Raw genomic sequence first — 21,672 nt, 5'->3', positions numbered from 1 at the left:
CCATTCTTGAAAGTTATCGCCAGGCTCGCGCTCGGGCTCTTCGCACTGACCGCATCCCTCGTTGCCGGGCTCGCGCATGCGCAGAGCGCAGACCCCAAAGACATCGTGCTGCGCGTGTCGTCGTGGGGCGGCAAGTCCACGCAGACGCAGATCAAATACGCGGGCGACATCTTCACCAATAAAACGGGCGTGAAGGTGCAATTCATCGATGGCGCGTCGATCGATCACGTCGCCAAGCTCGTCGCCGCGAACGGCCGCAACGTGCCCTATGACGTCGTGTTGCTCGACGGCGACGTGCGCGCGCAAGCCATCAAGGCAGGCGTGCTGCAAAAGCTCGATCCGGCGAAAGTGCCGAACGTGAATTTCGCGCTCGATCTCGCGAAGAACGCGCAGGGCTATGCGCCTGACTTCGATTTCGTCTCGGCGATCTTCGTCTACAACGCGGACAAGTTTCAGCAAGCAGGCATTCCCGCGCCGTCATCGTGGAAGGACTTGTGGAACCCGAAGCTCGCGGGTCACGTTGCGTTGCCCGATCTCGCCAATGGCGCGGGCCGCGCGCTGCTGATCGAAACGTCGCGTCTGAATGGCGGCGATGAAGGCAATCTCGACAAGGCCGTTGCGGAGATTGCGAAGGTCAATGCGCGCACGTTCTGGCAGACCTCGCAACAGGCGGAGCAACTCATCAAGTCCGGCGATATCTGGCTTACCGTCATTGCCGATGGCCGTGCCTACGCGCTTCAGGATGCCTACAAGCCCGCGCGCGCGGTGCGTCCGACGGAAGGCTCCATCGCGTTCGCATCGACGGCGGATATCGTCAAGGGCACGCCGCATCCCGACCTCGCGGCGCAGTTCCTGAACGAGATCTACGGCGCGCTTTATCAGCTCGGCAACGCAACGGACTTCTACTACGGCCCGACCAACCGCCTGCTTGCGCCCGTGATCGAAGCCGACCCGCAACTCGCGGCCAAGCTCATCTACAAGCCGGAGCAAGCCCAGGCGCTCTATCACCCGGACTGGAACAAGTTCTGGGGCGCGTTCGATCGCGCGCAGGACTTGTGGAACCGGACCATCGTCTCCAGAAAATGACCCAGCACATCCACTTCAACGCGTTCCACATGAACGCACCCGCGCATTCGTGGGCGGGCTTCTGGCGGCATCCGCGCGACCGCTCGCTCGAACACAACACGCTCGGCTACTGGGTAGAACTCGCGCAGACGGCCGAGCGCGGTCTCTTCGACGGCGTGTTTCTCGCCGATGTCTTCGGCATCTACGATGTCTACGGCGGCGGCACCGACGCCACGCTCTTCGCGGCTGCGCAAGCGCCTTCGCACGATCCGTTGCTGACCGTGCCCGCCATGGCTTATGCGACGAAGCACATCGGCTTCGGCGTGACGGCGAACCTCACGTACGAGCATCCGTATCAGTTCGCGCGGCGCTTTTCCACGCTCGATCATCTGACGAGCGGCCGTGCGGGCTGGAACGTCGTGACGGGTTATCTGGAAAGCGCGGCGCGTGGCATGGGTCTCGCGAAAGCGCGCGAGCACGACGAGCGATACGCGGCCGGCGAGGACTTCCTCGAAGCCGTCTACAAGCTGTGGGAAGGAAGCTGGGTTGAAGGCGCGGCGGTGCGCGACAAGCGTGCGGGACATCCTTATACTGACCCGTCGCGCGTGCGGCGCGTGAAGCATGAAGGCCCGTATTACCGTGTCGATGGCTTCAATCTTACCGAGCCTTCGCCGCAGCGCACGCCGGTGTTGTATCAGGCCGGTGCGTCGGGACGCGGCAAGGCGTTCGCGGGCAAGCATGCGGAATGCGTGTTTCTCGAAGGACAGACGCCTGCCATCGTCGCGGCGGCGGCGCGCGACATCCGCCAGCATGCAGTCGATGCAGGCCGCGCTGCCGACGATGTGCTGCTCTATCTCGGCGCGACCGTCGTGGTTGCGCGCACGTCGAAGGAAGCGCGCGAATTGCAGGCCGAGTATGCCGAATACGTCGATACGTTGGGACAACTTGCGCTGGTGTCGGGCTGGACCGGCATCGACTTCGCGGAACTGGATCTGGACGAACCGATTCGCTATGTGAAGAGCAACGCGCTGCAGTCGACCGTCGAGAATCTCACGAAGCATGCAGGCCGGCCCATCACGCCGCGCGACATGAGCCGCTTCGATCAGATCGGCGGACGCGGGCCGTTCATCGTCGGCGATCCGCGCGAGGTGGCGGATCAGTTGATTGCATGGATAGATGAAACCGGCGTCGATGGCTTCAATCTGCGGCGTCTCGTGATGCCCGAAAGCCTGCATGCGTTCGTGGATCTCGTCGTGCCGGAACTGCAGAATCGCGGGCGTTATCGCACCGAGTATGCCGAGGGCACGCTGCGCGAGAAGCTCTTTGCCGGGCGCGGACCTCATCTGCGAGCGACGCATCCGGGCGCGCAATATCGCGACCTTTGAGACAGCCGACATGAACCAGATCGATCGAACCATTTTCTCCGATGCCATCGCGCGCCTGCATCGTGGACTTGCCGAAGCCACGCCGGTGCTCAAGCAACGCAGTGCGCAAACCGACGAAGCCGCGACGTTTCCCTACGACAACATCCGCACCTTGCACGATGCGGGTCTGCTCGCAGCCGGTCTGTCGCTGGAACGCGGCGGAGCGGGCTTCGGACGCGGCACGAGCTTCACGCATTTCTTCGATGCGGTGACATCGATCGCGCGCGCCTGCAGCAACACCGCGCAGCTCTATACGGTGCAGACAGGCGCGCTCTTCACGCTGGAATTGCTGGCCGATTCCGCACTTGTGGATGAACTCGCCGCCGCCGTGCGCGAAGATGGCGCGACCTTCTGCTTCACCGCCGCCGAACCCGACGAGCGCTTCACGTACGACAACAAGCGCACGAACCTCAAGTCGTATGCCGAGCGTCTCGACGACGGCCGCTGGCGCGTCAAGGCGGAAAAAGCCTTCGCGACAGGCTCGGTCGGCTGCACTTATGCGCTCTTCCAGTGCGCGACCGTGACCGATGACGAAGGCCGTCCGCCCGAGTCCGTTCTCGTGCTGCTGCCGCGCAGTCACGAAGCGGTGAACGTGCTCGATACGTGGGACGGCATCGGTCAGCGGGCGACATCGAGCGGTCGGCTCGTCGTGAACGAAAGCGTGATCGATGGCCGCTGGGTTGCGGGCAATCCGGCCAGCGTGCCTGCTGCGGCTATCTTCGCGCCGCTCTATCAACTCGGCTTTGCGGCGATTCTCGCGGGCATCGGCGAAGCGGCGCTCGACGATACCCTGCACTTCGTGAATCACGTGCAGAAGCCGACCAACGGTTACGCACGCGCCGCCGAGGAGCCCGCAATTCAGGCGCATGTCGCCGATATCCGCATCGCGCTGAGTGCGAGCCGCGCGCTGATCAACGAAGCAGCCCGTTCGATGGACGCCTTCACGCGCGGCGAAGCGGATATTGCCGAGGTGCTGGTCGCCGTTTATCAGGCGAAGGTGCATGCGAGCGGCAGTTCCATTGAAGCGGGTTCGCGGCTCTTTCAGATCGGCGGCGCGCGTTCGGCTACGAGGCGCGCCGCGGCGGACAGGCACTGGCGCAACGCGCGCACGCTGACGCTGCACGATTCGGTCGACAAGCAAAAAGGCGTGGTTGCGCGACACGTGCTCGGCGTCGAGCGTCCGAACGTTTCCACGCGCTAAACAAGGACACGTATCGTGCTGCTCGCATTCTTTCTGTCGCATTCGGCTTCGCCGCACACGGTCGGGCAATGGCGTCTGCCGCGCTCGTTCCAGGGCTTGCGCTACGACCGTCCGGCGTATTGGGAGCACGTTGCGCGCACGGCGGAGCGTGGCGGCATCGACACCATCTTCTTGTCGGATTCGTATTCGATCTACGAGACGTATCGCGGCGACAGTGACGACACCTTGCGCTGGGCCGTGCAATGTCCGCGACATGACCCGCTGCCGCTCATTCCGATCATGGCGCGTGTGACGCAGTCGGTTGGCATCATCACGACGCTGAGTACCGCGTTTCTGCCGCCGTACTGGGTCGCGCGGCAGTTCGCGACGCTCGATCATCTGACCGAAGGGCGCGTGGGGTGGAATCTCGTGACCACGGCGGGCGAACCCGAAGCACGTCAGTTCGGGCAGAAGCTCGATGAACACGACACGCGGTATCGGCGCGCGGAGGAGTATCTCAAGCTGTGCCAGACGCTATGGGATAGCTGGGAGCCGGACGCGATCGTCGCGGACCGCGCGTCGGGCGTGTTCGCCGATCCATCGAAAGTCGCGAGGATCGACTTTCACGGCGACTTCTTCGCGAGCCAGGGGCGCTTCACGGTGCCGCGCTCGCCGCAGGGCAGGCCGTTGATTGCGCAGGCGGGTTCATCGAGCGCGGGCGCGGCATTCGCGGGACGGCATGCGGAACTCGTGTTCGGCTTGCGGCATTCGGCGCGCGGCATGCGCGAGTTCGTCGACAAGGTGCAGGGCGAAGCCTCGAAAGCCGGACGTAGCGCGGGCGATGTGCGCATTCTGTGGGGTATCGTGCCTATCGTCGGGCAGACTCGCGAAGAAGCCTTGCAGAAGCAGAAGGCCATTCGCGACAACGTGACGGTCGAAGCGGGCCTCACCATGTTGTCCGCGTTTCTCAACACCGACCTCTCGCGCTTCGACGCCAACGCGCCGTTTCCCGATATCGGCGAAACGAGCGGCATTCGCGGGCATCTTTCCACCATCACCGAAGACTTCGCGCCGCATACGCCGCTCGGCGAGATCGCGCGTCATTTCGCGGCGGGACAGGGACCGCATGTCGTGGGTACGGCGTCGGAAGTCGCGGATCAGTTGCGGACCTTGCTCGATGAAGGCGGCGGCGATGGCTTTATCTGCATCACGCACGCGTTGCCTGCCTGCATGGACGAGTTCGTCGATCTCGTGGTCCCCGAATTGCGGCGACGCGGCTTGCGGCCCGCGTCGTATGAACATGCGACGTTGCGCGAACGCGTAAAGGCGGGTTGACTTGCACGGCACGCGAGCATGATTCAGAAGTAGGAGAGATTGGGCAGCGGCGTGCCATGCGCCGCCTGCCTGCCGATTGCAAGCGCCTTGAAGATGAGCGGATTGTGCGCCGTCACCGTACGCAACGCGCGCCAATGCCGGTCGAGCCGCTGGCTCACGCGCGTGCTCGAAGCGCCACCGAGTTCGAACAGTTCTCCCGCTGCGCGCAAGGCGAGTTCGTCGATCACCACTTTCGACTTCGCCGTGCTGTTGGCGGCGCGCTCGAACGCATGCGAGGAGACATCGCCCGATGCGGCGCTGTCGAAGCCGCGTTCGAGCCATTGCGCCGCTTCAAGCACACTCACACGCGCCAGATGCGCCACGCTTTCGATGCGGCCGAGCACTGCTTGCAGAAGCGGGTCGTTGGCGGGTACTTCATCGACACCGTGATAGAAATTGCGTTCGCGCGACTTCAGCAAGTGCGCGGCATCGGAAACAACGCGCTGCAAAATGCCCGCCACCACCGCCGAGAGATACAACTGCGCGAAGGTCGCGACATACGGCAGCGCGGTGACGCGGCTGTTATCGACGATCTCGTCGGGCAACACCTTCACGTTCGTGTAGTTGGTCGAGCCGCTTGCCGTGAACTGCTGACCGAAGCCGTCCCAATCGTCCGCTATATCCACGCCTTCGCGCGTGGCGGGCACGACGACCTTGATCTGCTTGCCGGCCTCATCGACTGCAAAGACGTAGATGTGGTCCGCATACAGGTTGCCCGTGCTGTAGAACTTCTTGCCGTTCAGACGCAGGCCGTCAGGGCCGGAAGTGACCGCTGTGTCGTAATCGAAGTTGCCTACGTTGCGCTTGCCGAGTTCCGTCGCCGATGCGCCATAAGTCTCGCCACGCACGACGCGGTCGAGATAGGTATCGAATGCGGGGAGGCGTTTATGGTCGATCAGCAGGCTCTCCACCAGATTCAGATGGTTGCGGAACGCGTGCGCGACATTCGGATCGGCTGCTGCAAGATCGATCACGAAGTCGAATAACTGCGTGAGCGTCAACGCGGCGCCGCCACGTTCGCGCGGCAAACGCAATGCGCCGATGCGCGCGTCTTTCAGGCGCTGCATCGTGGCCTTGAAGGCGGCCGTGTCGCGGCCGGGTTGCGCTTCCTGATCGGCGACCCAGGGCAAAAGCGCGCGCAAGTCGCGGACATCGAGTGCAGATGGTGCGGTGTTGGTCACGTTGATCTTCCTTGAACGATGAGAGGGAAAGATGTCGGATTACGCGTGCGCTTCGGCGGGCACGCCGAGCGTCGCGAGCAAGCGGTCGCGTAGCGCCGCAAACGCGGGATCGGTGGACACGCGCGGGCGCGGCAACGCGATGTCGATATCGCTGCCAATGCGGCCATGCTCCAGAACGAGCACGCGGTCGGCGAGCAGCAGCGCTTCATCGACGTCATGCGTGACGAGCAGCACCGTCGCCGCATGCGCTTTCCACACGTGCGCAATGAGCCGCTGCATCTGGATGCGCGTGAGGGCATCGAGCGCGGCGAACGGTTCGTCGAGTAGCCAGACTTTCGGATCGCGGACCAACGCACGCGCGAGCGCCACGCGTTGCGCTTCGCCGCCCGACAGCGTCAGCGGCCACGCATGCAGCCGATGCCCGACGCCCACTTCGTTGAGTGCCGCGGCGATCACGGCGCGCGCGTCGGGCTTGCGCAAACCGAGCGCAAGATTTTCCTCGACGGTTTTCCACGGTACGAGACGCGGCTCCTGAAACACGACCGCGCGCTTGTCCGGCACGTCGACCGTGCCGGCGGGTGCTTCATCGAGGCCCGACAGCGTGCGCAACAAGGTGGACTTCCCCGAACCCGAACGGCCGAGCAACGCCACGAAAGAGCCGCGTTCGATGTCGAGATCGAGCCGGTCGAGTACGGTGTGCGCGCCGAAGCGCCGCGTCAGTTGCCGGATACGGATGATAGGATCGCGTGTGGTCATCGCTCAGTCCTTGATCGTGGATGGCCGCCATGCAAGCAGACGTTTTTCGGCGCCGCGCACGAGGGCATCGGTGACGAGTCCGAGCAGTGCATAGATCAGGAGACACGCCATAATGATGTCGGTACGCATGTAGTTCTGCGCCGTGATCGCGAGATAGCCGATCCCGCTCGACGCGTTGATCTGCTCGCCCACCACGAGCGAGAGCCACGCAATGCTCAGCGAATAGCGCAAGCCGACGAGAAACGAAGGCAATGCGCCCGGCAGCACGATATGGCGAATCTGCTCGGCACGTGTGAGGCCGAGCGTGCTCGCCATCTCGACGATCTTGGCATCGACGCTGCGGATACCCGCGAACAGATTGAGGTAGACCGGTATCAGACAGCCCAGCGCGACGAGCGCGATCTTCGGTGTCTCGCCGATACCGAACCACAGGATGAACAGCGGCACGAGCGCCAGATGCGGCAAGGTGCGCGTCATTTGCAAAAGGGCATCGACGGAATCCTCGCCACGGCGCGAGAGACCGCTAACGAGCGCAAGCGCGACACCGAGCGTGAGGCCGATGGCAAGCCCGCTTCCCGCGCGCGCCAGCGACGCGAGCAGATGCGTGCCGAGTTCGCCGCTGGCTGCGAGTTCCCAGAGCGTCGTGGCAATCTGCGCGGGCGACGAGAAGCGCCGTTCGTTGACGAACCCGGTTGACGACGCCAGTTGCCATGCCGACAACAACGCCACCGGCACGACTAGCCGCCGCCAGCGCAATACGGCGGCGCGTCGCGGCGCGGGCGCGGCTTGGCCTTCGACGGCAAGTGTTGGATGCGACATGAGACGAATCCTCCGGAAAGTGTTCATGCCCGCGTCGCGAGCTGGCCATCGAAGGCCGTGCTCACGTTGCCGATCGACTGCTTGATCATGCCGTAGCGATAGAAACCGTCAGCGGCGTGCTGAAGCGCGTTGCGCACGTTGGAATCGAGCGGCGCGGGCGTCGGCTTGTACTCGGCGAGCAAGGACTTCGCGGTGGCGGGATCGAGATGCGTGTCCTTCACGAGCGCGGCGGCGGCCGCATCGACATTGGCGAGCGCCCAACGTTGCGCGCGCTCGCTGCGAGCGAGGAAGTCGCGGATCGCATCGCGCTTGTCGCGCGCCGCTTTCTCATGCACGAGCAGAAAGTTGTTGCCGCTATAGAGATAGTCGACGTCGCGCAGATCGGCGATGGGATACGCGCCGTTCTGCTGGATCGCAAGCGTCGAATATGGCGCCCAGGTGAGCCACGCATCGACGGCGCCGGCGGCAAATGCGGGCTTCGCGGCACCGGGATCGAGGAACACGAGGTTCACGTCTTCCCGCTTCAACCCCGCCTTTTCGATGAGACCGTAAGCCATCAGTTGCGGCCCGCCGCCTGCATTGACCGCGAGTTTCTTGCCCTTCAGGTCCGCGACCTTGCGGATGCCCGAGTCGCGTTGCGCGAGCAGCGGAATGAAGCTCGGCGCGAAGGTAATGGCGCTGACCGCGCGCGCCGGGCAACCCGCCGCATATGCAAAGAGGAACACGCTGTCGCCGGTCTGGCCGACATCGAGTGCGTCGGCGTTGAAGGCCTGCAATTCCGGCTGGCCTGCGGGAAACTTGCTCCACTCGATTTCGTACGGCAGATTCTTCGCTTCGCCGGAGGCTTCGAGGAAGGCTTTCCAGCCGATGGAATTCATGTCGCCCACGCGCAGCACCGGAGCCGCGCGCGCGGACGTGCCGATCATGAAGCCCGCCGCCGTGGCGAGGCCGCCGATAATCAGCTTGCGGCGAGTCGAAGAGCCGGGAGTGTCGTCGGATAGAACGGTGTTGGTCGATTGGTCGGTCACGTGGGTATGTCGGCAGAAGAGTGGCGGGAAGTCAGAGGGCGTAACCGGGATTGCGCTGATCGAGCAGACGCTTGAGCGCTTCGAAATGCAGCACGTGGTAGGGCTTGCCGGACCAAGCCGCGCCTTCCTTTGCCGCTTCCGTGTATTGGCGATGCACCTTGTCCTGCTGCTCTTGCGATAAAAGCCGCAGCGGTTTGCCGGTTGAATACGCGAGCACCTGAAAGCGCGCCGCGCGTTCGAGCAGATAAAGACGGTCATACGCCTGCGACACGCTGCGCCCCGTGACGATCACGCCATGATTCGCCAGGAACAAGATGCTCTTGTCGCCGAGACGGTCGGCAAGACGCCGCCCTTCCTCGATGTCGTAGGCTAGCCCGGTGTATTCGTCGTCGTAGGCAATGTGCTTGAGCAGCAGCAATTCCGCCTGGCCGATAGGCAACAGCCGCTGATCCGCAAGACGCGTGAGCGCGGTCGTGTAGGGCATATGCGTATGCAGCACGGCGGCATGACGAACTGGATCTGCCTGATGGATCGGCAGGTGAATGCATAGCGCCGATTGCTCCACCACGCCTTCTCCGGCAATGCGGTTGGCGTCGTAATCGAGCGTGAGGAAATCGCTGGCCTTGACTTCTGACCAATGCAAACCGAATGGCGCGACGAGAAAGCGCCCGCGCGGATCGGGCAGCGACAGCGAGAAATGATTGGCGATGCCTTCGTGCAGATCGTGCATGACCGCTGCGCGATGCGCGGCCGCAAGATCGATGCGTCCTGTCTGTTCGAATCGTTCGATTTCCGCGATATCCGCGATATCCACGAGCGTCGCGCTGTCCGCTTCGGCCATTGCAGTCACCTTTCCTTGCATTCGATGGAGAAGGGCATTCTGCTGGCATGCAGGTGCGCGAACAAACATCGAAAGGTGATTCGCTATTGAGCGCGCGGCTTGATTAGTTATGCGATGGGGACAGCTTTGTAAATAATCGCGCGTGAATGCAGGACTATTTGAGACGCGGCGTGACAGTATAATGAGCGCCCGCGCCCGTAGCCGGTCGCATCAATGCTCTCGCAATCAGCCAGATTTTTGCAATTCGACCGTCCTAAAGGACAGGTCGCAGCAACAAAGGATAAGCCTGCGTGGAAAATCTTTTCCAATCCGTGAATGCGTTCTTCGCATTCATCGCGCCCATTTCCGATTTTCTCTGGGACTTTCCCACCAACTTCAAAGCTTATTCACAGATTCCGGTTCTCGGACAGTTCCCCTTCGCAATACTGCTGCTGGTTGGCGTCGGCATTTACTTCTCCATTCGCACGCGCTTTGTCCAGACCATGAACATGCGCAAGATCGTGCGTATCATGTTGCGCCGGCAGACATCGAGCACGGGCGTAAGCGCGCATGCATCGTTCATGCTGGGACTCGCGATGCGTGCGGGACCGGGAAATATTGTCGGCATCACGGGCGCGATTTCCGTCGGCGGACCTGGCGCATTATTCTGGATGTGGGTCGCGGCGTTCTTCGGCATGGCGACCGCTTTCATGGAATCCACACTGGCGCAACTCTTCAAGGAGAGAAAGCAGAACGAGTTCGTCGGCGGCTTGCCGTTTTATGGACGCCGCATTCTCGGCGACCGGCGAATTGTCGGCACGTTTCTGTCGCTCGTGTTTATCGTCTATGCGCTTTTCAACGTGCCGCCGCAAACGTTCAACGTGTTCACCGCGATAGGCACCATTGCCGATACCGTCGCCGGCACGCATCTCGCGCGGCAATCGGCGGTGTATTACTTCATTGCGGGCGGATTGATTGTCGCGTGTTCGTTCATCATCATGGGCGGCATTCGGCGAGTCACGGCTTATACCGATGTACTCGTGCCGATCAAGGCCGCGCTCTTCTGCCTGATGTCGCTCGTCATCATCCTCATTAATCTGCCGCTCATTCCGTACTTCTTTCGCGAAGTGGTGGTCGGGGCGTTCGCGCCGCATGCATTGTTCGGCGGCGCTATTGGCACGGCGCTCGCGCAGGGCGTGAAGCGCGGGCTGATGTCGAACGAAGCAGGACAGGGCACCATTACGATGGCGGCCGCCATTGCCGATAACGATCACCCGTGCGAACAGGGTTTCGTGCAAAGCCTGGGCGTGTTCTTCGACACCATGGTCATCTGCACGATGACGGGCTTCATCGTCGTGATGGCGCACGTGTGGACCGGCACGGTCGATGGTCAGGCGTGGGAATCGGTGAGGGCATCGAAGATCACGGTTTATCTGGCTTCCGTGCAGGCGCTGGTGCCTGAGTCGGTGGGCCACGTGATCCGCATCGTGATGTGTCTGTGCTACGGCCTTTTCGCGTTCACCACGTTGCTCGGCATGATTTCGTTCGCGGAGATTTCCGCGAATTTCATCTCGCGTGGGCGCACGTTCATCGTGGGAATAAGAGTCGTCGGCTCGCTCGTGTTCGTGCCGTTCGGCGCGTTGACGGTGCTCGCAGGTCTTGAATTGCCGAACCTGTGGGCGTTGTCGGACCTGATGAATATCGTCATGGTGCTGCTCAACGTTCCGATCGTGCTGGCCGGGCAAAGGCTCGTGTATCGCGCGCTGGCGGATTATCGGAAGGGAAGCGGCGGAAGGTTCGTCTCGGCGAACATCGGCGTGAAGACAGAATATTGGCTGGACGATCGGAAAAGCGCCACGCCGCCGCAGCAGACAACCCGCTGACGGCGGCGTGATCGAAGGTCCTCTCGCGAGGACCCGTTACCGCTCAACTTAGCGCATACCGCCGCTGGCGATCAGTTGCTCGCCGGTGATCCACTTCGAATCATCCGAGGCCAGGAATACCGCGATCGTCGCGATATCGTCCGGGCGGCCAACGCGGCCAAGCGGCGTTTGAGCGACGATCTGAGTCTCGAAGTCGGAGCCGATGATGCCGTTGCTCTGCGTGCCTTCTGTCACGATCATGCCGGGGTTGATGGAGTTCACGCGGATCTTCTTCGGGCCGAGTTCACGGGCGAGGGAACCGGTGATGGCATCGACCGCGCCTTTCGTGCCGCTATAAACCGCGCTTTGCGGCGGCGTGATACGCGACACGACCGAACTCACGTTGATGATGCTTCCGCCTTCGCCGAGGTGCGCCGCAGCGAACTTGGTCGTCAGCAGCACACCGAGCACGTTCACGTTGAACTGCTTATGGTAATGCTCCTCGGTGATTTCCTCGACCGGTGCGAACTCGTACACGCCCGAGTTGTTCACGAGGATATCCAGCCGTCCGTAGGTTTCGACGGCGGCATTGACGATTCCTTGCGCATCCGCCGACTTCGACACATCGCCGCCCACTGCGGTCGCCTTGCCGTTTGCCGCGGTGATGGCCGCGACCACTTCATCCGCGCCCGCCTTGCTGCTTGCGTAATTCACGACCACGGAAGCGCCTTCTGCCGCGAGCGCCTTGGCGATTGCCGCGCCGATTCCTTTCGATGCACCCGTTACGACTGCAACCTTGCCGGTGAGCTTGCCCATGTCTGTCTTCCTTTATCGATGATTCGCTGAAAGTTAAGCCGGCGTTGAATCAGGTTCAGGCCGGCTTGCGTTGAGAAGCAATGTATCCGTGAGCGGCATCTTGAAAAAGCCCGATATGACGAATTGATTTGCGGGATTTAACGAACAATCGAACTCTGGTTATTCATTGAACGATGAATTACCACGCGGCTTGCGCATTCTTCAGAGGTGAAAGGGCCCAATGGCGAGCATTACCGATTCTGAAACATCCGGCTGGCAATCGGCGTACTTTCGCATACTCTTAAGGAGCACAGAAGGTGCGATTTCGGCGGCTGCTTATTCAACAGCGGCTCCACATACTTCGGATAGATTGGTATTACTTACTAAACTGCGACTAACCTGCGGAGAAAGGCCATGCCTCTACAGAATCGAATGTTAGCGGAGTTCGTCGGAACGTTCTGGCTGGTGGTGGGCGGATGCGGCAGCGCGATCATCGCGGCAAAATTCTCGACTGTCGGAATCGGGCTCCTTGGTGTGTCGCTCGCGTTCGGACTGAGCCTTCTCACGATGGCCTACGCCGTCGGTCCCATCTCCGGATGCCATGTTAATCTCGCTGTCACAATCGGCCTGACGGTTGCGGGCCGTTTTCCCGCGCGCGATGTCGGTCCTTATATCGTCGCTCAGGTGCTTGGCGCCATAGCGGGTGCGGCCGTGCTCGCATATGTCGCAGCGGGTGCGCCAGACTTCGACCGCTTCGCGGGATTCGCCGCCAACGGATACGGCGATCATTCACCCGGCAAGTACACGCTAGGCGCCGGACTCGTGTCCGAAGTCGTGATGACGTTCATGTTCGTGTTCGTCATTCTCGCGGCCACGCATGAGCGCGCGCCGGTCGGCTTCGCGCCGATCGCCATCGGACTCTGCCTTACGCTCATTCATCTGGTAAGCATTCCGGTGACCAACACCTCGGTCAACCCGGCGCGCTCGACCGGTCCCGCGTTTTTCGCGGGCATGTGGGCAATCCAGCAACTTTGGATGTTCTGGGCGGCGCCGATAGTGGGCGCGGTATTCGCGGGCCTGATCTATCCAGCGATGTCCGGGTCGTTGTCGCCCACCGCGCCTATCGTGGGCCGCAAGGTGAGCTGACGCCAAGCCCCAGGCGCGCGGTGAAGCTACCGCGCGCTGTCGGCCTGATAAGCCTCGAAGAAATCATCCGATGCGACCTTGTCCGCAAGCGTCCGCAACGTCGCCGCAGCGCCCGCTCCGAGCACGCGATCCACGCGCCGGTTCGCAGCCACCCAATACGCGAGCGCGGCCTTCAATTGCTTTCTGCCCAACGCCGTAAGCACGCAGCGCTTCGAGCGCTTGTCCTCGGCATCCGCGCGTAATTCCACCAGTTCGTCACGCACGAGCGGACGCATGGCATGCGTCACCGCCGACACCTGAATGCCGAGCCGCGACGCCAGTTCCTGCAGGGACGGTCCTTCGCTCGCGTGCTCCTTGCAGTATCGATCGATCTGCGAGAGCAGCGCCATTTGCGTCGCCTTCATGTCGAGCGGCGCGAGCGCCTCGTCATAAAGCTGGCTCAGTCGACGCGATGCCCGGCGCAGCGCCGTGTTCGTGCAGGCGAGCGGTGCAAACACGTCCGCGGCACCGGACTCGATAGTCGGAACGGACTCGGCACGCTTCGTTCGTGCCTTAGATGTAGCTTTCTTTTCCATACGCATAGGATGGTTGATTGCCTCGCGCTTGACAAGCTTTGGGCAAATACACATATACTTGAGCCCTCAACTAACTCCACTTTAATCCTTCGTCAGGGAGAAGTCATGGTGAATCAAGCATCCCGCAAGATTGCGGTTGTCACGGGCGCGTCGTCGGGTATCGGCGCGGTGTATGCGCAACGTCTGGCCGCGCGCGGCTACGATCTGTGGCTGGTCGCACGTCGCGCCGACCGTCTGCGCGAACTGGCGAGCGAGATTGGCGGCGCGCATGGCGTGAACGTCGAGACGGTCGTCGCAGACCTGACCAGCGAGGCGGATCTGCAACGCGTCGAGCAGCGCATCGCGGCCGAAGCGAACATCCACGTGCTCGTCAATAACGCGGGACTCGCGCGGCTGCGGCCGGTGGCGCAGTCATCGGTGGCGGATACGGCCACGCAGATCGCGCTCAATATCACCGCGCTCGTTCGTCTGACGCAAGCCGTGGTGCCCGGTTTCGTCGCGCGCAACGAAGGCGCGATCATCAACATTGCTTCGGTGCTGGCGCTCGACACCTTGCCCGTCAGCGCGGTCTATAGCGGCACAAAGGGCTTCGTTCTGAACTACACGCGCGGCTTGCAATTGGAACTCGCGAACACCGGCGTGAAGGTGCAAGCGGTGCTGCCCGCAGCGACGGCCACGGAAATCTGGGACGAATCGGGCGTGCCGCTCGACTCGCTGGCGGCGGGCACGGTCATGCGGACCGAAGACATGGTCGATGCCGCGCTCGAAGGTTTCGATCAGGGTGAAGCCATCACCATGCCGTCGGTACACGACGCGCAGTTGTTGCACAGCTTCGAAGAAGCGCGTCAAACGCTATTCCGCGCATCGCAGAACGGCACCGCCGCGCCGCGCTATCGCGCCTGATCGCCGGAAACGGAGAGGAGCAGATCGACATGCGTTATCGCATTTTCGGAAGTACGGGGCTGAAGGTATCGTCGCTGGCTCTGGGCACGGGCAACTTCGGCACGGGTTGGGGATACGGCTCGGAGCGCGACGAAGCGAAGACGGTCTTCGATACGTATCGTGCGGCAGGCGGCAATTTCATCGATACCGCCGACAGCTATCAGTTCGGCGATAGCGAAACCATCCTCGCCGAGTTCATCAAGGCGGAGCGCGAGGACATTGTGCTTGCGAGCAAATTCTCGCTCGGGGCGTCGCCGGACGCGGGTCTGCAGCGCACCGGCAACAGCCGCAAGGCGATGGTGCAGGCGGTCGATGCAAGCCTGAAACGGCTCGATACCGATCGCATCGATCTTCTCTGGGTGCACATGCCCGACGGCGTGACGCCAAGCGAGGAGATCGCGCGCGGGCTCGACGACCTCGTGCGCGCCGGCAAGATCCTCTATGCGGGGCTATCGGACTTTCCCGCCTGGCGCGTCGCGACGGCGGCGACGATCGCCGAGATGCGCGGTTGGGCGCCGATCAGCGCGTTGCAGATCGAGTACAGCCTGGTCGAGCGCACCGTCGAACGCGAGTTGCTGCCAATGGCCGCGGCTTTCGGTCTTGGCACAGTGGCCTGGTCGCCGCTCGGAGGCGGGCTTCTGAGCGGTAAGTATCGGCAAGGCGAGACGGGGCGCAAGCAAGGACTCGGTGTCGTGATCCACGACGAAAGCGACGCGCGCAAGACCGCCACGGTCGACGCGGTTCTCGCCATCGCCAATGAGCTGGGTGTATCGGCGGCGCAGGTGGCGATTGCGTGGGTGCTCGCGAAGGGCGTGTTGCCGATCATCGGACCGCGTACCTTGAAGCAGCTGGACGACAACCTCGGTGCGCTCGCGGTCTCGCTTAGTGCGGAGCAGCTCGCGCGTCTGGATGCGGCAAGCGCCACGCCGCTCGGTTTTCCGCATGACGTGATGAACGCGGAGAGAACGCGCAGCCGGCTGGCGGGCGGCAAGGCGGATTTGCTGGATTATCCGCTGGCGCCGGTTCGATGAAGAAAGGGGCGCGAGCCTCGGCCCCAAAAAACAAAAAGCCTCGCATTAAGCGAGGCTTTTCAAAGACCGCACGAGGCAGCCGTTACTTGCAGTGGCGTTCCCAATGATGATGCACGCGCACCTTGTGGCACTCGGCATGATGGTGGGGGGCCGCGAAAGCGGTGGTAACGGAAAGGAACGTGGTGGCGGCCAGCAGTGCGGCGAAAACAGCTTTCTTCATGACGTCGATTATCAGGGGATTGAGAGGAGGCGCCATCGTATCAACCGAACTTTACGATTACGTTATGTGATGCGTTTTGCGCAACAAGATTACTTTGTGGCGGACCGCTTCGCGAGAAATCTGTCCAGTTCGCCCGCGAACTTCTTGCCATCGCGCGGAGCGTAGGGCGGCGGGCCGCCGGTCTGCACGCCGGAACTGCGCAACTGATCCATCATCGCGCGAATGGAGAGTCGCTCCTCGATATTTTCCGCGTTCATCCATTCTCCGCGCGGGTCGAGCACATGCGCGCCTTTCGCGAGCGCGGCGGCCGCAAGCGGAATGTCCGCGGTGATGACGAGATCGCCGGCTTGCGCCATTTCGACGATGCGCTTATCCGCGACATCGAAGCCCGCTGGCACCTGAATCGCGCGCAGCCACGGCGACGCGGGCGTGCGCAAAAATTGATTGGCGACGAGCGTCACGCGTACTTCCACGCGCGGCCCGGCGCGGAACAGAATGTCCTTGACGATGGCAGGGCAGGCGTCGGCATCGACGAAAATTTCCATTGACTGGCGTCCGCTCGAAGGAAGACGCCGATCATACTCCCGATGCCAACGCTCAACGAACGGCGTCGCGCAAATCGGTGAGATCGCGGCCACGGGTCTCGGTGGACATGGCGACGCCGACGAGCGTGAGCGCCGACAACACGGCGGTGTATGCGCCCATGACCCAGAAGCCGCCGCCCGCGCGGCCAATCAGATAGATGCCGAGAATTGGCGCGAGTCCGCCCGACAACACCGCGCCGATCTCGCGCGACAAGGCCACGCCCGAGTACCGATAGCGATTGCCGAAGAGTTCCGCGAAATGCGCGCACTGCGCCCCGAGCATGCTGTTTGCGCCGATGGCGAGCCCGCCGAACATCGCGAGCGCGACCCACCAGAAGCTGCCGGTGCTCACCATCCACCACGCGGGGAACGCCCAGAGCAGCATGAAGATCGCGCCGCCGCGATACACCGTCTTGCGCCCGAGCCGATCCGACAACGCCCCGAAAAGCGGTGTGGTAATCACGCTCGACAAAGTAGCGATGAGCGCGCCGCTCGTGCCCACGCGCGCCAGTTCCGCTGGCGGCACGCCGTGCCGCGCCGCCACGGTGCCGCTGAGGAACGCGATCACGATGGTCGTATAGATGGTCGAGCCGCCTTGTTCCGCAAGCCGCATCAGCACGGCCGCGACGACGGTGCGGCGCGCGTCCTTGATGACGAGCCGCATCGGCGAACGCGCGACCTTGTGTCCGCCTTCGAGCGCGGCGAAGGTCGGGCTTTCGCGCAGACGCAAGCGTATCCAGATGGCGACGCCGATCAGCACGACGCTCGCGAGGAACGGAATGCGCCAGCCCCAGGCGAGGAGCGTGGCCTGATCCATCGAGTGCTGCATGATGCTGAACGTCGCCGTCGCAATGCCGAAGCCCGCGAAGATGCCGACGAACGGAAGCGCCGCGAAGAAGCCACGCGTCTTCACGGGCGCGACTTCGGCCATCAAGGTGGATGCGCCCGCCTGTTCCGCGCCCGCGCCGAATCCTTGCGTGAGGCGCAGCAAGACGAGCCCGACCGCGCCGAGAGGACCGGCGGGCAGCAAGCCGACGAGCGTCGTGGATACGCCCATGATCGCGATGGTCAGCAAGAGGACGAACTTTCGGCCTTTCCTATCGCCGAGCGAGCCGAAGAACAAGCCGCCGAGCGGACGCGCGAGAAAGCCCACGCCGTAGGTCGCGAAGCTCGCGAGCAGACCTGCGCTCGCGTCGAGCGTGGAAAAGAACACGCGGCTGAAGATCAATGCCGTGGCCAGCCCGAAGATAGCGAAGTCGTAGTATTCGAGCGCGCTGCCGACGGCGCTCGTGAGAATCGCGCGCCGAAGCTGCCTCGCGGAAACGGGCGCGGAAGCGCCGTCGGAAGGACGATCGAGCGGAAGCGCGCCGGCATGCGCCAACGCATCGTGGTGGGACGTCATCTTCTCGTGTCTCCTGATTCCTGCGCGGTGTCTCTCTGACGACACTCGATCTGAAAGCCGGACGAAAACCGGCATCTTCGGATAAACCCGGTTATCGGTAACCGTCAACAAAATCTAACATGGAGGGATGCCGATCTACAAGAAAGCGCTAATGGGCATTTGCCCGGATGCGCGTAGGCTGTAACCCCGTCGTCAACGTATCGCGAGTACTGTCATGACACCAACGAATAACTCAGCTCCCCAATCCGAAGACGCGCAGAACAAGAAGCGCCTGCGCAGCCGCCGCTGGTTCGACGATCCCTCGAACCCCGGCATGACCGCGCTCTATCTCGAGCGCTATATGAACTACGGCATCACGCGCGAGGAATTGCAGTCGGGCAAGCCGATCATCGGCATTGCGCAGACGGGCTCCGATCTCGCGCCCTGCAACCGGCATCATCTGGAACTGGCGACGCGCGTGCGCGACGGCATCCGCGATGCAGGCGGCATTCCACTCGAATTCCCCGTGCATCCGATCCAGGAAACCGGCAAGCGCCCGACCGCCGCGCTCGACCGCAATCTCGCGTATCTCGGGCTCGTCGAAATCCTGCACGGCTATCCGCTCGATGGCGTGGTGCTCACCACCGGTTGCGACAAGACCACGCCCGCGTGTCTGATGGCCGCGGCGACCGTCAACATTCCGGCTATCGTGCTGTCGGGCGGTCCCATGCTCGACGGCTGGTGGAAGGGCAAGCTCGCGGGCTCGGGCACCATCATCTGGGATGCGCGCAAGCGTCACGCCATCGGCGAGATCGACTATGAGACGTTCATGGACGAAGTGTCGTCGTCCGCGCCTTCTGTCGGGCATTGCAACACCATGGGCACGGCGTTGTCGATGAATTCGCTCGCCGAAGCGCTCGGCATGTCCTTGCCCGGTTGCGCCGCGATTCCCGGGCCGCATCGCGAACGCGGCTGGGTGGCGTATCGCACGGGGCAGCGCATTGTCGGCATGGTGCACGAGAATCTGCGGCCTTCGGACATCATGACCAAGGGCGCTTTCGAAAACGCCGTGGTCGCGGCGGCGGCGCTCGGGGCATCGTCGAATTGTCCGATTCACATGATCGCGATTGCGCGGCACATGGGCGTGGATCACACGCTGGATGACTGGCAGCGCCTCGGTCCCGAGATTCCCTTGCTGGTGGACTGTCAGCCCGCTGGCCGCTTTCTCGGTGAGGCGTTCCATCGCGCGGGCGGCGTGCCGGCCGTCATGCGCGAACTGCAGGCGGCAGGCAAGCTCGACACGAGCGTGCGTACGGTCACGGGCAAGACGCTCGGCGAAGACCTGGCCGCCGTCGCAGACGTGGATCGCGAAGTGATTCGCGCGTATGACGATCCGCTTAAGCCGGCGGCGGGCTACGTCGTGCTCTCCGGCAATCTGTTCGACAGCGCGGTGATGAAGATCAGCGTGATCGACGACGCCTTCCGCAAGCGCTTTCTCTCCGATCCCGAGCATCCGAACGTGTTCGAAGGCAAGGCGATCGTCTTCGAGGGACCGGAGGATTATCACGCGCGTATCGACGACCCCGCGCTCGAGATCGACGAACGTTCCGTGCTGGTGATTCGCAATTGCGGGCCGGTGGGTTATCCGGGCGGCGCGGAAGTGGTGAACATGCAGCCGCCCGCCGCGCTCATCAAGCAAGGCATCACGCAGTTGCCGACACTGGGCGATGGCCGCCAAAGCGGAACCTGCGCGACGCCTTCGATTCTCAACGTATCGCCGGAAGCGGCGGTGGGCGGCAACCTCGCGCTGCTGAAGACGGGCGACCGCTTGAGAATCGACTTGCAGAACTACAAGGTCAACGTGCTGATCGGCGATGATGAAATGGCGCAGCGCCGCGAAGCGTACGTGCCTATCGAGTTGCAGAACAAGACGCCGTGGGAAGAGATTTATCGCAGCATGGTCGGGCAGCAGGGCAGCGGCGCATGTCTTGAGCCGGCGCTCGGCTATCAGGACATCATCGAGACGCGCGGCGAGTCGCGGCACAACCACTGAGCCGTAACGAGGTCTTTACGCGCTTTCTCGCGGGATGACTTCGTAAGGCACGCGCATGAGCGTGGGCACGTCCTGCCGGTCGGGACGCGCCTGCGCGATTTCGCGCCGCGACGCGTTGGGTGTCTCGGACTCGTCGAGCGCGGCGAGCAGCGATTCGCCGGTGGCGTGACCGATCCCGTAGGCATCGACGGATACGGTGGTGATGGTCGGATAGCAATGGCGCGACACTTCGAAGTCGCCGAAGCCCGCCACCGCGATATCGCGCGGCACCGACATACCGCGCCGATGACACGCCATGATGACGCCGAACGCGTGGATGTCGCTCGTGCACATGATGGCGTCGGTATCGGGCCATCGGTCGAGGATCTGTTCGAGCGCCGCGCCGCCGTGACCCATGGCCGCGCCGTGCGCCATGTCCGTGGTCCAGTCCGTGTGCGCGATTTCGCGGATGTCGTGCAGACCCGCTTCCTTCACGGCGCCGAGATAGCCATTGCGCCGCGCGACGCCGCGCAAATCCAGGTGCGATGCGCTGCTCACGAAGCCAATGCGCCGATAGCCGCGCGCATAGAGATAGCGCATCATCGCGGCGGCCGCGTCCGCGTTGGAGAAGCCGACGACGCGATCCACGGGTTTCGCGGGAATCTCCCAGATTTCGACCACTGGAATGCGCGCCTGTTTGAGCATGGCGCGCGCCTTGGACGTGTGCTGACCTCCCGTGATGACGACGGCACGCGGCTGATGACTCAGGAGCGCGCGGATGAGCGCTTCTTCCCTTTCGAGCAGATAGTCCGTGTTGGCGAGCAAGAGACGCAGACTGCGCGCCTCGACGACATCGTTGATGCCGCGCACGGTTTCCGCGAAATTCGAACTCGATAACGACGGCACGATGACCGCGACGACATTCGTTCGGCCGGAAGAGAACGCACCCGCGATGGCATCGGCGACATAGCCGGTTTTGAGCACGGCATCCATGACTCGCGCGCGCGTTTCTTCGCTGACGTGCTGGCCTGTCAAAACGCGCGACACCGACATCTTCGACACCCCGGCGATACGCGCGACATCGGCCATGCGCACGGGGGCGGCGGTGGGTGATGTGGGATCGTTGACTGATGTCATGCCGGGGCGTTGCGCGGTGATGATTCGATGGGGGTAATCATACCGGCTTGTGGGGGGCAAGTTCGCGTTCAGACGATGACGCGTGACCTTGGCTACTTGAGACTATTCCTGTTTGTCAGCCGATCGATTGACGTTCTTTTGTTGCAGCCCTAAATTCCTGCGCTAAAAAGCTCCAGGCGCGACGGTTCCATACGTTGCGTTCAACTGAATGGGAAGCGAATGAATGCTGTAACGAAAAAACTTACGGACGCGCTGCAGCATCCAAGCGCGCGACTCACCCAGCGTTTGAGCATATGGATCGGTACGCTCGAGCTCGAGCT

19 protein-coding genes are annotated in these 21,672 nt (G+C 62.8%); 9 read left to right on the top strand and 10 right to left on the bottom strand.

Annotated elements, in window-relative coordinates; translation table 11 throughout:
* Nucleotides 1-6: 6 nt before the first annotated feature.
* Genes NCR40_RS28030 through NCR40_RS28015 form a run of 4 tightly spaced genes read left to right on the top strand, consistent with a single transcriptional unit; the run spans nt 7 to nt 5,004 of the window.
* A complete protein-coding gene (locus NCR40_RS28030) occupies nt 7-1,086 on the top strand; it encodes an ABC transporter substrate-binding protein (RefSeq protein WP_250511378.1) in 1,080 nt (359 codons plus the stop codon).
* Nucleotides 1,083-2,450, top strand: a complete 1,368-nt coding sequence (locus NCR40_RS28025; protein ID WP_250511377.1) for an LLM class flavin-dependent oxidoreductase — start codon at nt 1,083-1,085, stop codon at nt 2,448-2,450. The genes NCR40_RS28030 and NCR40_RS28025 overlap by 4 nt, the downstream gene beginning before the upstream one ends.
* Before the next feature lie 10 nt (nt 2,451-2,460).
* The gene (locus NCR40_RS28020) at nt 2,461-3,690 is read left to right on the top strand and encodes an acyl-CoA dehydrogenase family protein (protein ID WP_250511376.1); all 1,230 of its coding nucleotides are present in this window, start codon (nt 2,461-2,463) and stop codon (nt 3,688-3,690) included.
* 15 nt (nt 3,691-3,705) lie between these two features.
* A complete protein-coding gene (locus tag NCR40_RS28015) occupies nt 3,706-5,004 on the top strand; it encodes an NtaA/DmoA family FMN-dependent monooxygenase (RefSeq protein ID WP_250511375.1) in 1,299 nt (432 codons plus the stop codon).
* A 23-nt stretch (nt 5,005-5,027) separates the two neighbouring features.
* Here the strand turns inward: NCR40_RS28015 and NCR40_RS28010 are convergent, their stop codons facing one another.
* The 5 genes from NCR40_RS28010 to NCR40_RS27990 are packed head-to-tail and all read right to left on the bottom strand — an operon-like array spanning nt 5,028 to nt 9,668.
* The gene (locus NCR40_RS28010) at nt 5,028-6,224 is read right to left on the bottom strand and encodes an acyl-CoA dehydrogenase family protein (RefSeq protein WP_250511374.1); all 1,197 of its coding nucleotides are present in this window, start codon (nt 6,222-6,224) and stop codon (nt 5,028-5,030) included.
* A 39-nt stretch (nt 6,225-6,263) separates the two neighbouring features.
* Nucleotides 6,264-6,980 (bottom strand): ABC transporter ATP-binding protein, encoded by a 717-nt coding sequence (locus tag NCR40_RS28005; protein WP_250493852.1) that lies wholly within the window; start codon nt 6,978-6,980, stop codon nt 6,264-6,266.
* 3 nt (nt 6,981-6,983) lie between these two features.
* Nucleotides 6,984-7,799, bottom strand: coding sequence for an ABC transporter permease (locus NCR40_RS28000; RefSeq protein WP_244831099.1), 816 nt, complete (start codon nt 7,797-7,799; stop codon nt 6,984-6,986).
* 23 nt (nt 7,800-7,822) lie between these two features.
* Nucleotides 7,823-8,827 carry an aliphatic sulfonate ABC transporter substrate-binding protein gene (locus NCR40_RS27995; protein WP_250511373.1) on the bottom strand — a complete coding sequence of 335 codons (1,005 nt, stop codon included), beginning with the start codon at nt 8,825-8,827 and terminating at the stop codon, nt 7,823-7,825.
* Nucleotides 8,828-8,858: 31 nt separating this feature from the next.
* A complete protein-coding gene (locus NCR40_RS27990; RefSeq protein ID WP_250511372.1) occupies nt 8,859-9,668 on the bottom strand; it encodes a class II aldolase/adducin family protein in 810 nt (269 codons plus the stop codon).
* Between the two features lie 290 nt (nt 9,669-9,958).
* Here NCR40_RS27990 and NCR40_RS27985 point away from each other — a divergent pair, with 290 nt between their 5' ends.
* Nucleotides 9,959-11,530, top strand: a complete 1,572-nt coding sequence (locus NCR40_RS27985) for an alanine/glycine:cation symporter family protein (RefSeq protein ID WP_250511371.1) — start codon at nt 9,959-9,961, stop codon at nt 11,528-11,530.
* 48 nt (nt 11,531-11,578) lie between these two features.
* Here the strand turns inward: NCR40_RS27985 and NCR40_RS27980 are convergent, their stop codons facing one another.
* A complete protein-coding gene (locus NCR40_RS27980) occupies nt 11,579-12,325 on the bottom strand; it encodes a glucose 1-dehydrogenase (protein WP_244831103.1) in 747 nt (248 codons plus the stop codon).
* A gap of 393 nt (nt 12,326-12,718) precedes the next feature.
* Here NCR40_RS27980 and aqpZ point away from each other — a divergent pair, with 393 nt between their 5' ends.
* A complete protein-coding gene (gene aqpZ / locus NCR40_RS27975; RefSeq protein WP_250511370.1) occupies nt 12,719-13,450 on the top strand; it encodes an aquaporin Z in 732 nt (243 codons plus the stop codon).
* A 26-nt stretch (nt 13,451-13,476) separates the two neighbouring features.
* On the opposite strand, the gene NCR40_RS27970 is transcribed toward aqpZ, so the two are convergent.
* Complete coding sequence (locus tag NCR40_RS27970; RefSeq protein ID WP_250493857.1) at nt 13,477-13,947, bottom strand: MarR family winged helix-turn-helix transcriptional regulator; 471 nt, start codon at nt 13,945-13,947, stop codon at nt 13,477-13,479.
* Nucleotides 13,948-14,130: 183 nt separating this feature from the next.
* On the opposite strand from NCR40_RS27970, the gene NCR40_RS27965 reads away from it, so the two are divergent.
* The gene (locus NCR40_RS27965) at nt 14,131-14,928 is read left to right on the top strand and encodes an SDR family NAD(P)-dependent oxidoreductase (RefSeq protein WP_244831106.1); all 798 of its coding nucleotides are present in this window, start codon (nt 14,131-14,133) and stop codon (nt 14,926-14,928) included.
* Nucleotides 14,929-14,957: 29 nt separating this feature from the next.
* Nucleotides 14,958-15,998 (top strand): aldo/keto reductase, encoded by a 1,041-nt coding sequence (locus NCR40_RS27960; RefSeq protein WP_250511369.1) that lies wholly within the window; start codon nt 14,958-14,960, stop codon nt 15,996-15,998.
* 309 nt (nt 15,999-16,307) lie between these two features.
* Here the strand turns inward: NCR40_RS27960 and NCR40_RS27955 are convergent, their stop codons facing one another.
* Together NCR40_RS27955 and NCR40_RS27950 are read right to left on the bottom strand one after the other, a co-directional pair.
* Nucleotides 16,308-16,763 (bottom strand): YaiI/YqxD family protein, encoded by a 456-nt coding sequence (locus NCR40_RS27955; RefSeq protein ID WP_250467817.1) that lies wholly within the window; start codon nt 16,761-16,763, stop codon nt 16,308-16,310.
* A gap of 52 nt (nt 16,764-16,815) precedes the next feature.
* Complete coding sequence (locus NCR40_RS27950; RefSeq protein WP_250467818.1) at nt 16,816-18,204, bottom strand: MFS transporter; 1,389 nt, start codon at nt 18,202-18,204, stop codon at nt 16,816-16,818.
* 214 nt (nt 18,205-18,418) lie between these two features.
* Here NCR40_RS27950 and NCR40_RS27945 point away from each other — a divergent pair, with 214 nt between their 5' ends.
* Nucleotides 18,419-20,236: an IlvD/Edd family dehydratase gene (locus NCR40_RS27945; RefSeq protein WP_244831110.1), complete on the top strand. Its 1,818-nt coding sequence runs from the start codon at nt 18,419-18,421 to the stop codon at nt 20,234-20,236.
* Between the two features lie 15 nt (nt 20,237-20,251).
* On the opposite strand, the gene NCR40_RS27940 is transcribed toward NCR40_RS27945, so the two are convergent.
* Complete coding sequence (locus NCR40_RS27940; protein WP_409014787.1) at nt 20,252-21,352, bottom strand: LacI family DNA-binding transcriptional regulator; 1,101 nt, start codon at nt 21,350-21,352, stop codon at nt 20,252-20,254.
* Between the last annotated feature and the right edge of the window lie 320 nt (nt 21,353-21,672).

Source organism: Caballeronia sp. GACF4, assembly GCF_023631025.1.
Taxonomy (GTDB): Bacteria; Pseudomonadota; Gammaproteobacteria; order Burkholderiales; family Burkholderiaceae; genus Caballeronia.
This window is presented reverse-complemented; position numbering and strand designations above follow the sequence as displayed.

Excerpts from the sequence above, each read along its gene's own strand:
- NCR40_RS28020 (WP_250511376.1), top strand. The coding sequence starts at position 2,461 with ATGAACCAGATCGATCGAACCATTTTCTCCGATGCCATCGCGCGCCTG.
- NCR40_RS27945 (WP_244831110.1), top strand. The coding sequence starts at position 18,419 with ATGACACCAACGAATAACTCAGCTCCCCAATCCGAAGACGCGCAGAAC.
- NCR40_RS28025 (WP_250511377.1), top strand. The coding sequence starts at position 1,083 with ATGACCCAGCACATCCACTTCAACGCGTTCCACATGAACGCACCCGCG.
- NCR40_RS28005 (WP_250493852.1), bottom strand. The coding sequence starts at position 6,980 with ATGACCACACGCGATCCTATCATCCGTATCCGGCAACTGACGCGGCGC.
- NCR40_RS27950 (WP_250467818.1), bottom strand. The coding sequence starts at position 18,204 with ATGACGTCCCACCACGATGCGTTGGCGCATGCCGGCGCGCTTCCGCTC.
- NCR40_RS27940 (WP_409014787.1), bottom strand. The coding sequence starts at position 21,352 with ATGACATCAGTCAACGATCCCACATCACCCACCGCCGCCCCCGTGCGC.
- NCR40_RS27980 (WP_244831103.1), bottom strand. The coding sequence starts at position 12,325 with ATGGGCAAGCTCACCGGCAAGGTTGCAGTCGTAACGGGTGCATCGAAA.
- NCR40_RS27990 (WP_250511372.1), bottom strand. The coding sequence starts at position 9,668 with ATGGCCGAAGCGGACAGCGCGACGCTCGTGGATATCGCGGATATCGCG.
- NCR40_RS27965 (WP_244831106.1), top strand. The coding sequence starts at position 14,131 with ATGGTGAATCAAGCATCCCGCAAGATTGCGGTTGTCACGGGCGCGTCG.
- NCR40_RS27960 (WP_250511369.1), top strand. The coding sequence starts at position 14,958 with ATGCGTTATCGCATTTTCGGAAGTACGGGGCTGAAGGTATCGTCGCTG.
- NCR40_RS28000 (WP_244831099.1), bottom strand. The coding sequence starts at position 7,799 with ATGTCGCATCCAACACTTGCCGTCGAAGGCCAAGCCGCGCCCGCGCCG.
- NCR40_RS27955 (WP_250467817.1), bottom strand. The coding sequence starts at position 16,763 with ATGGAAATTTTCGTCGATGCCGACGCCTGCCCTGCCATCGTCAAGGAC.
- aqpZ (WP_250511370.1), top strand. The coding sequence starts at position 12,719 with ATGCCTCTACAGAATCGAATGTTAGCGGAGTTCGTCGGAACGTTCTGG.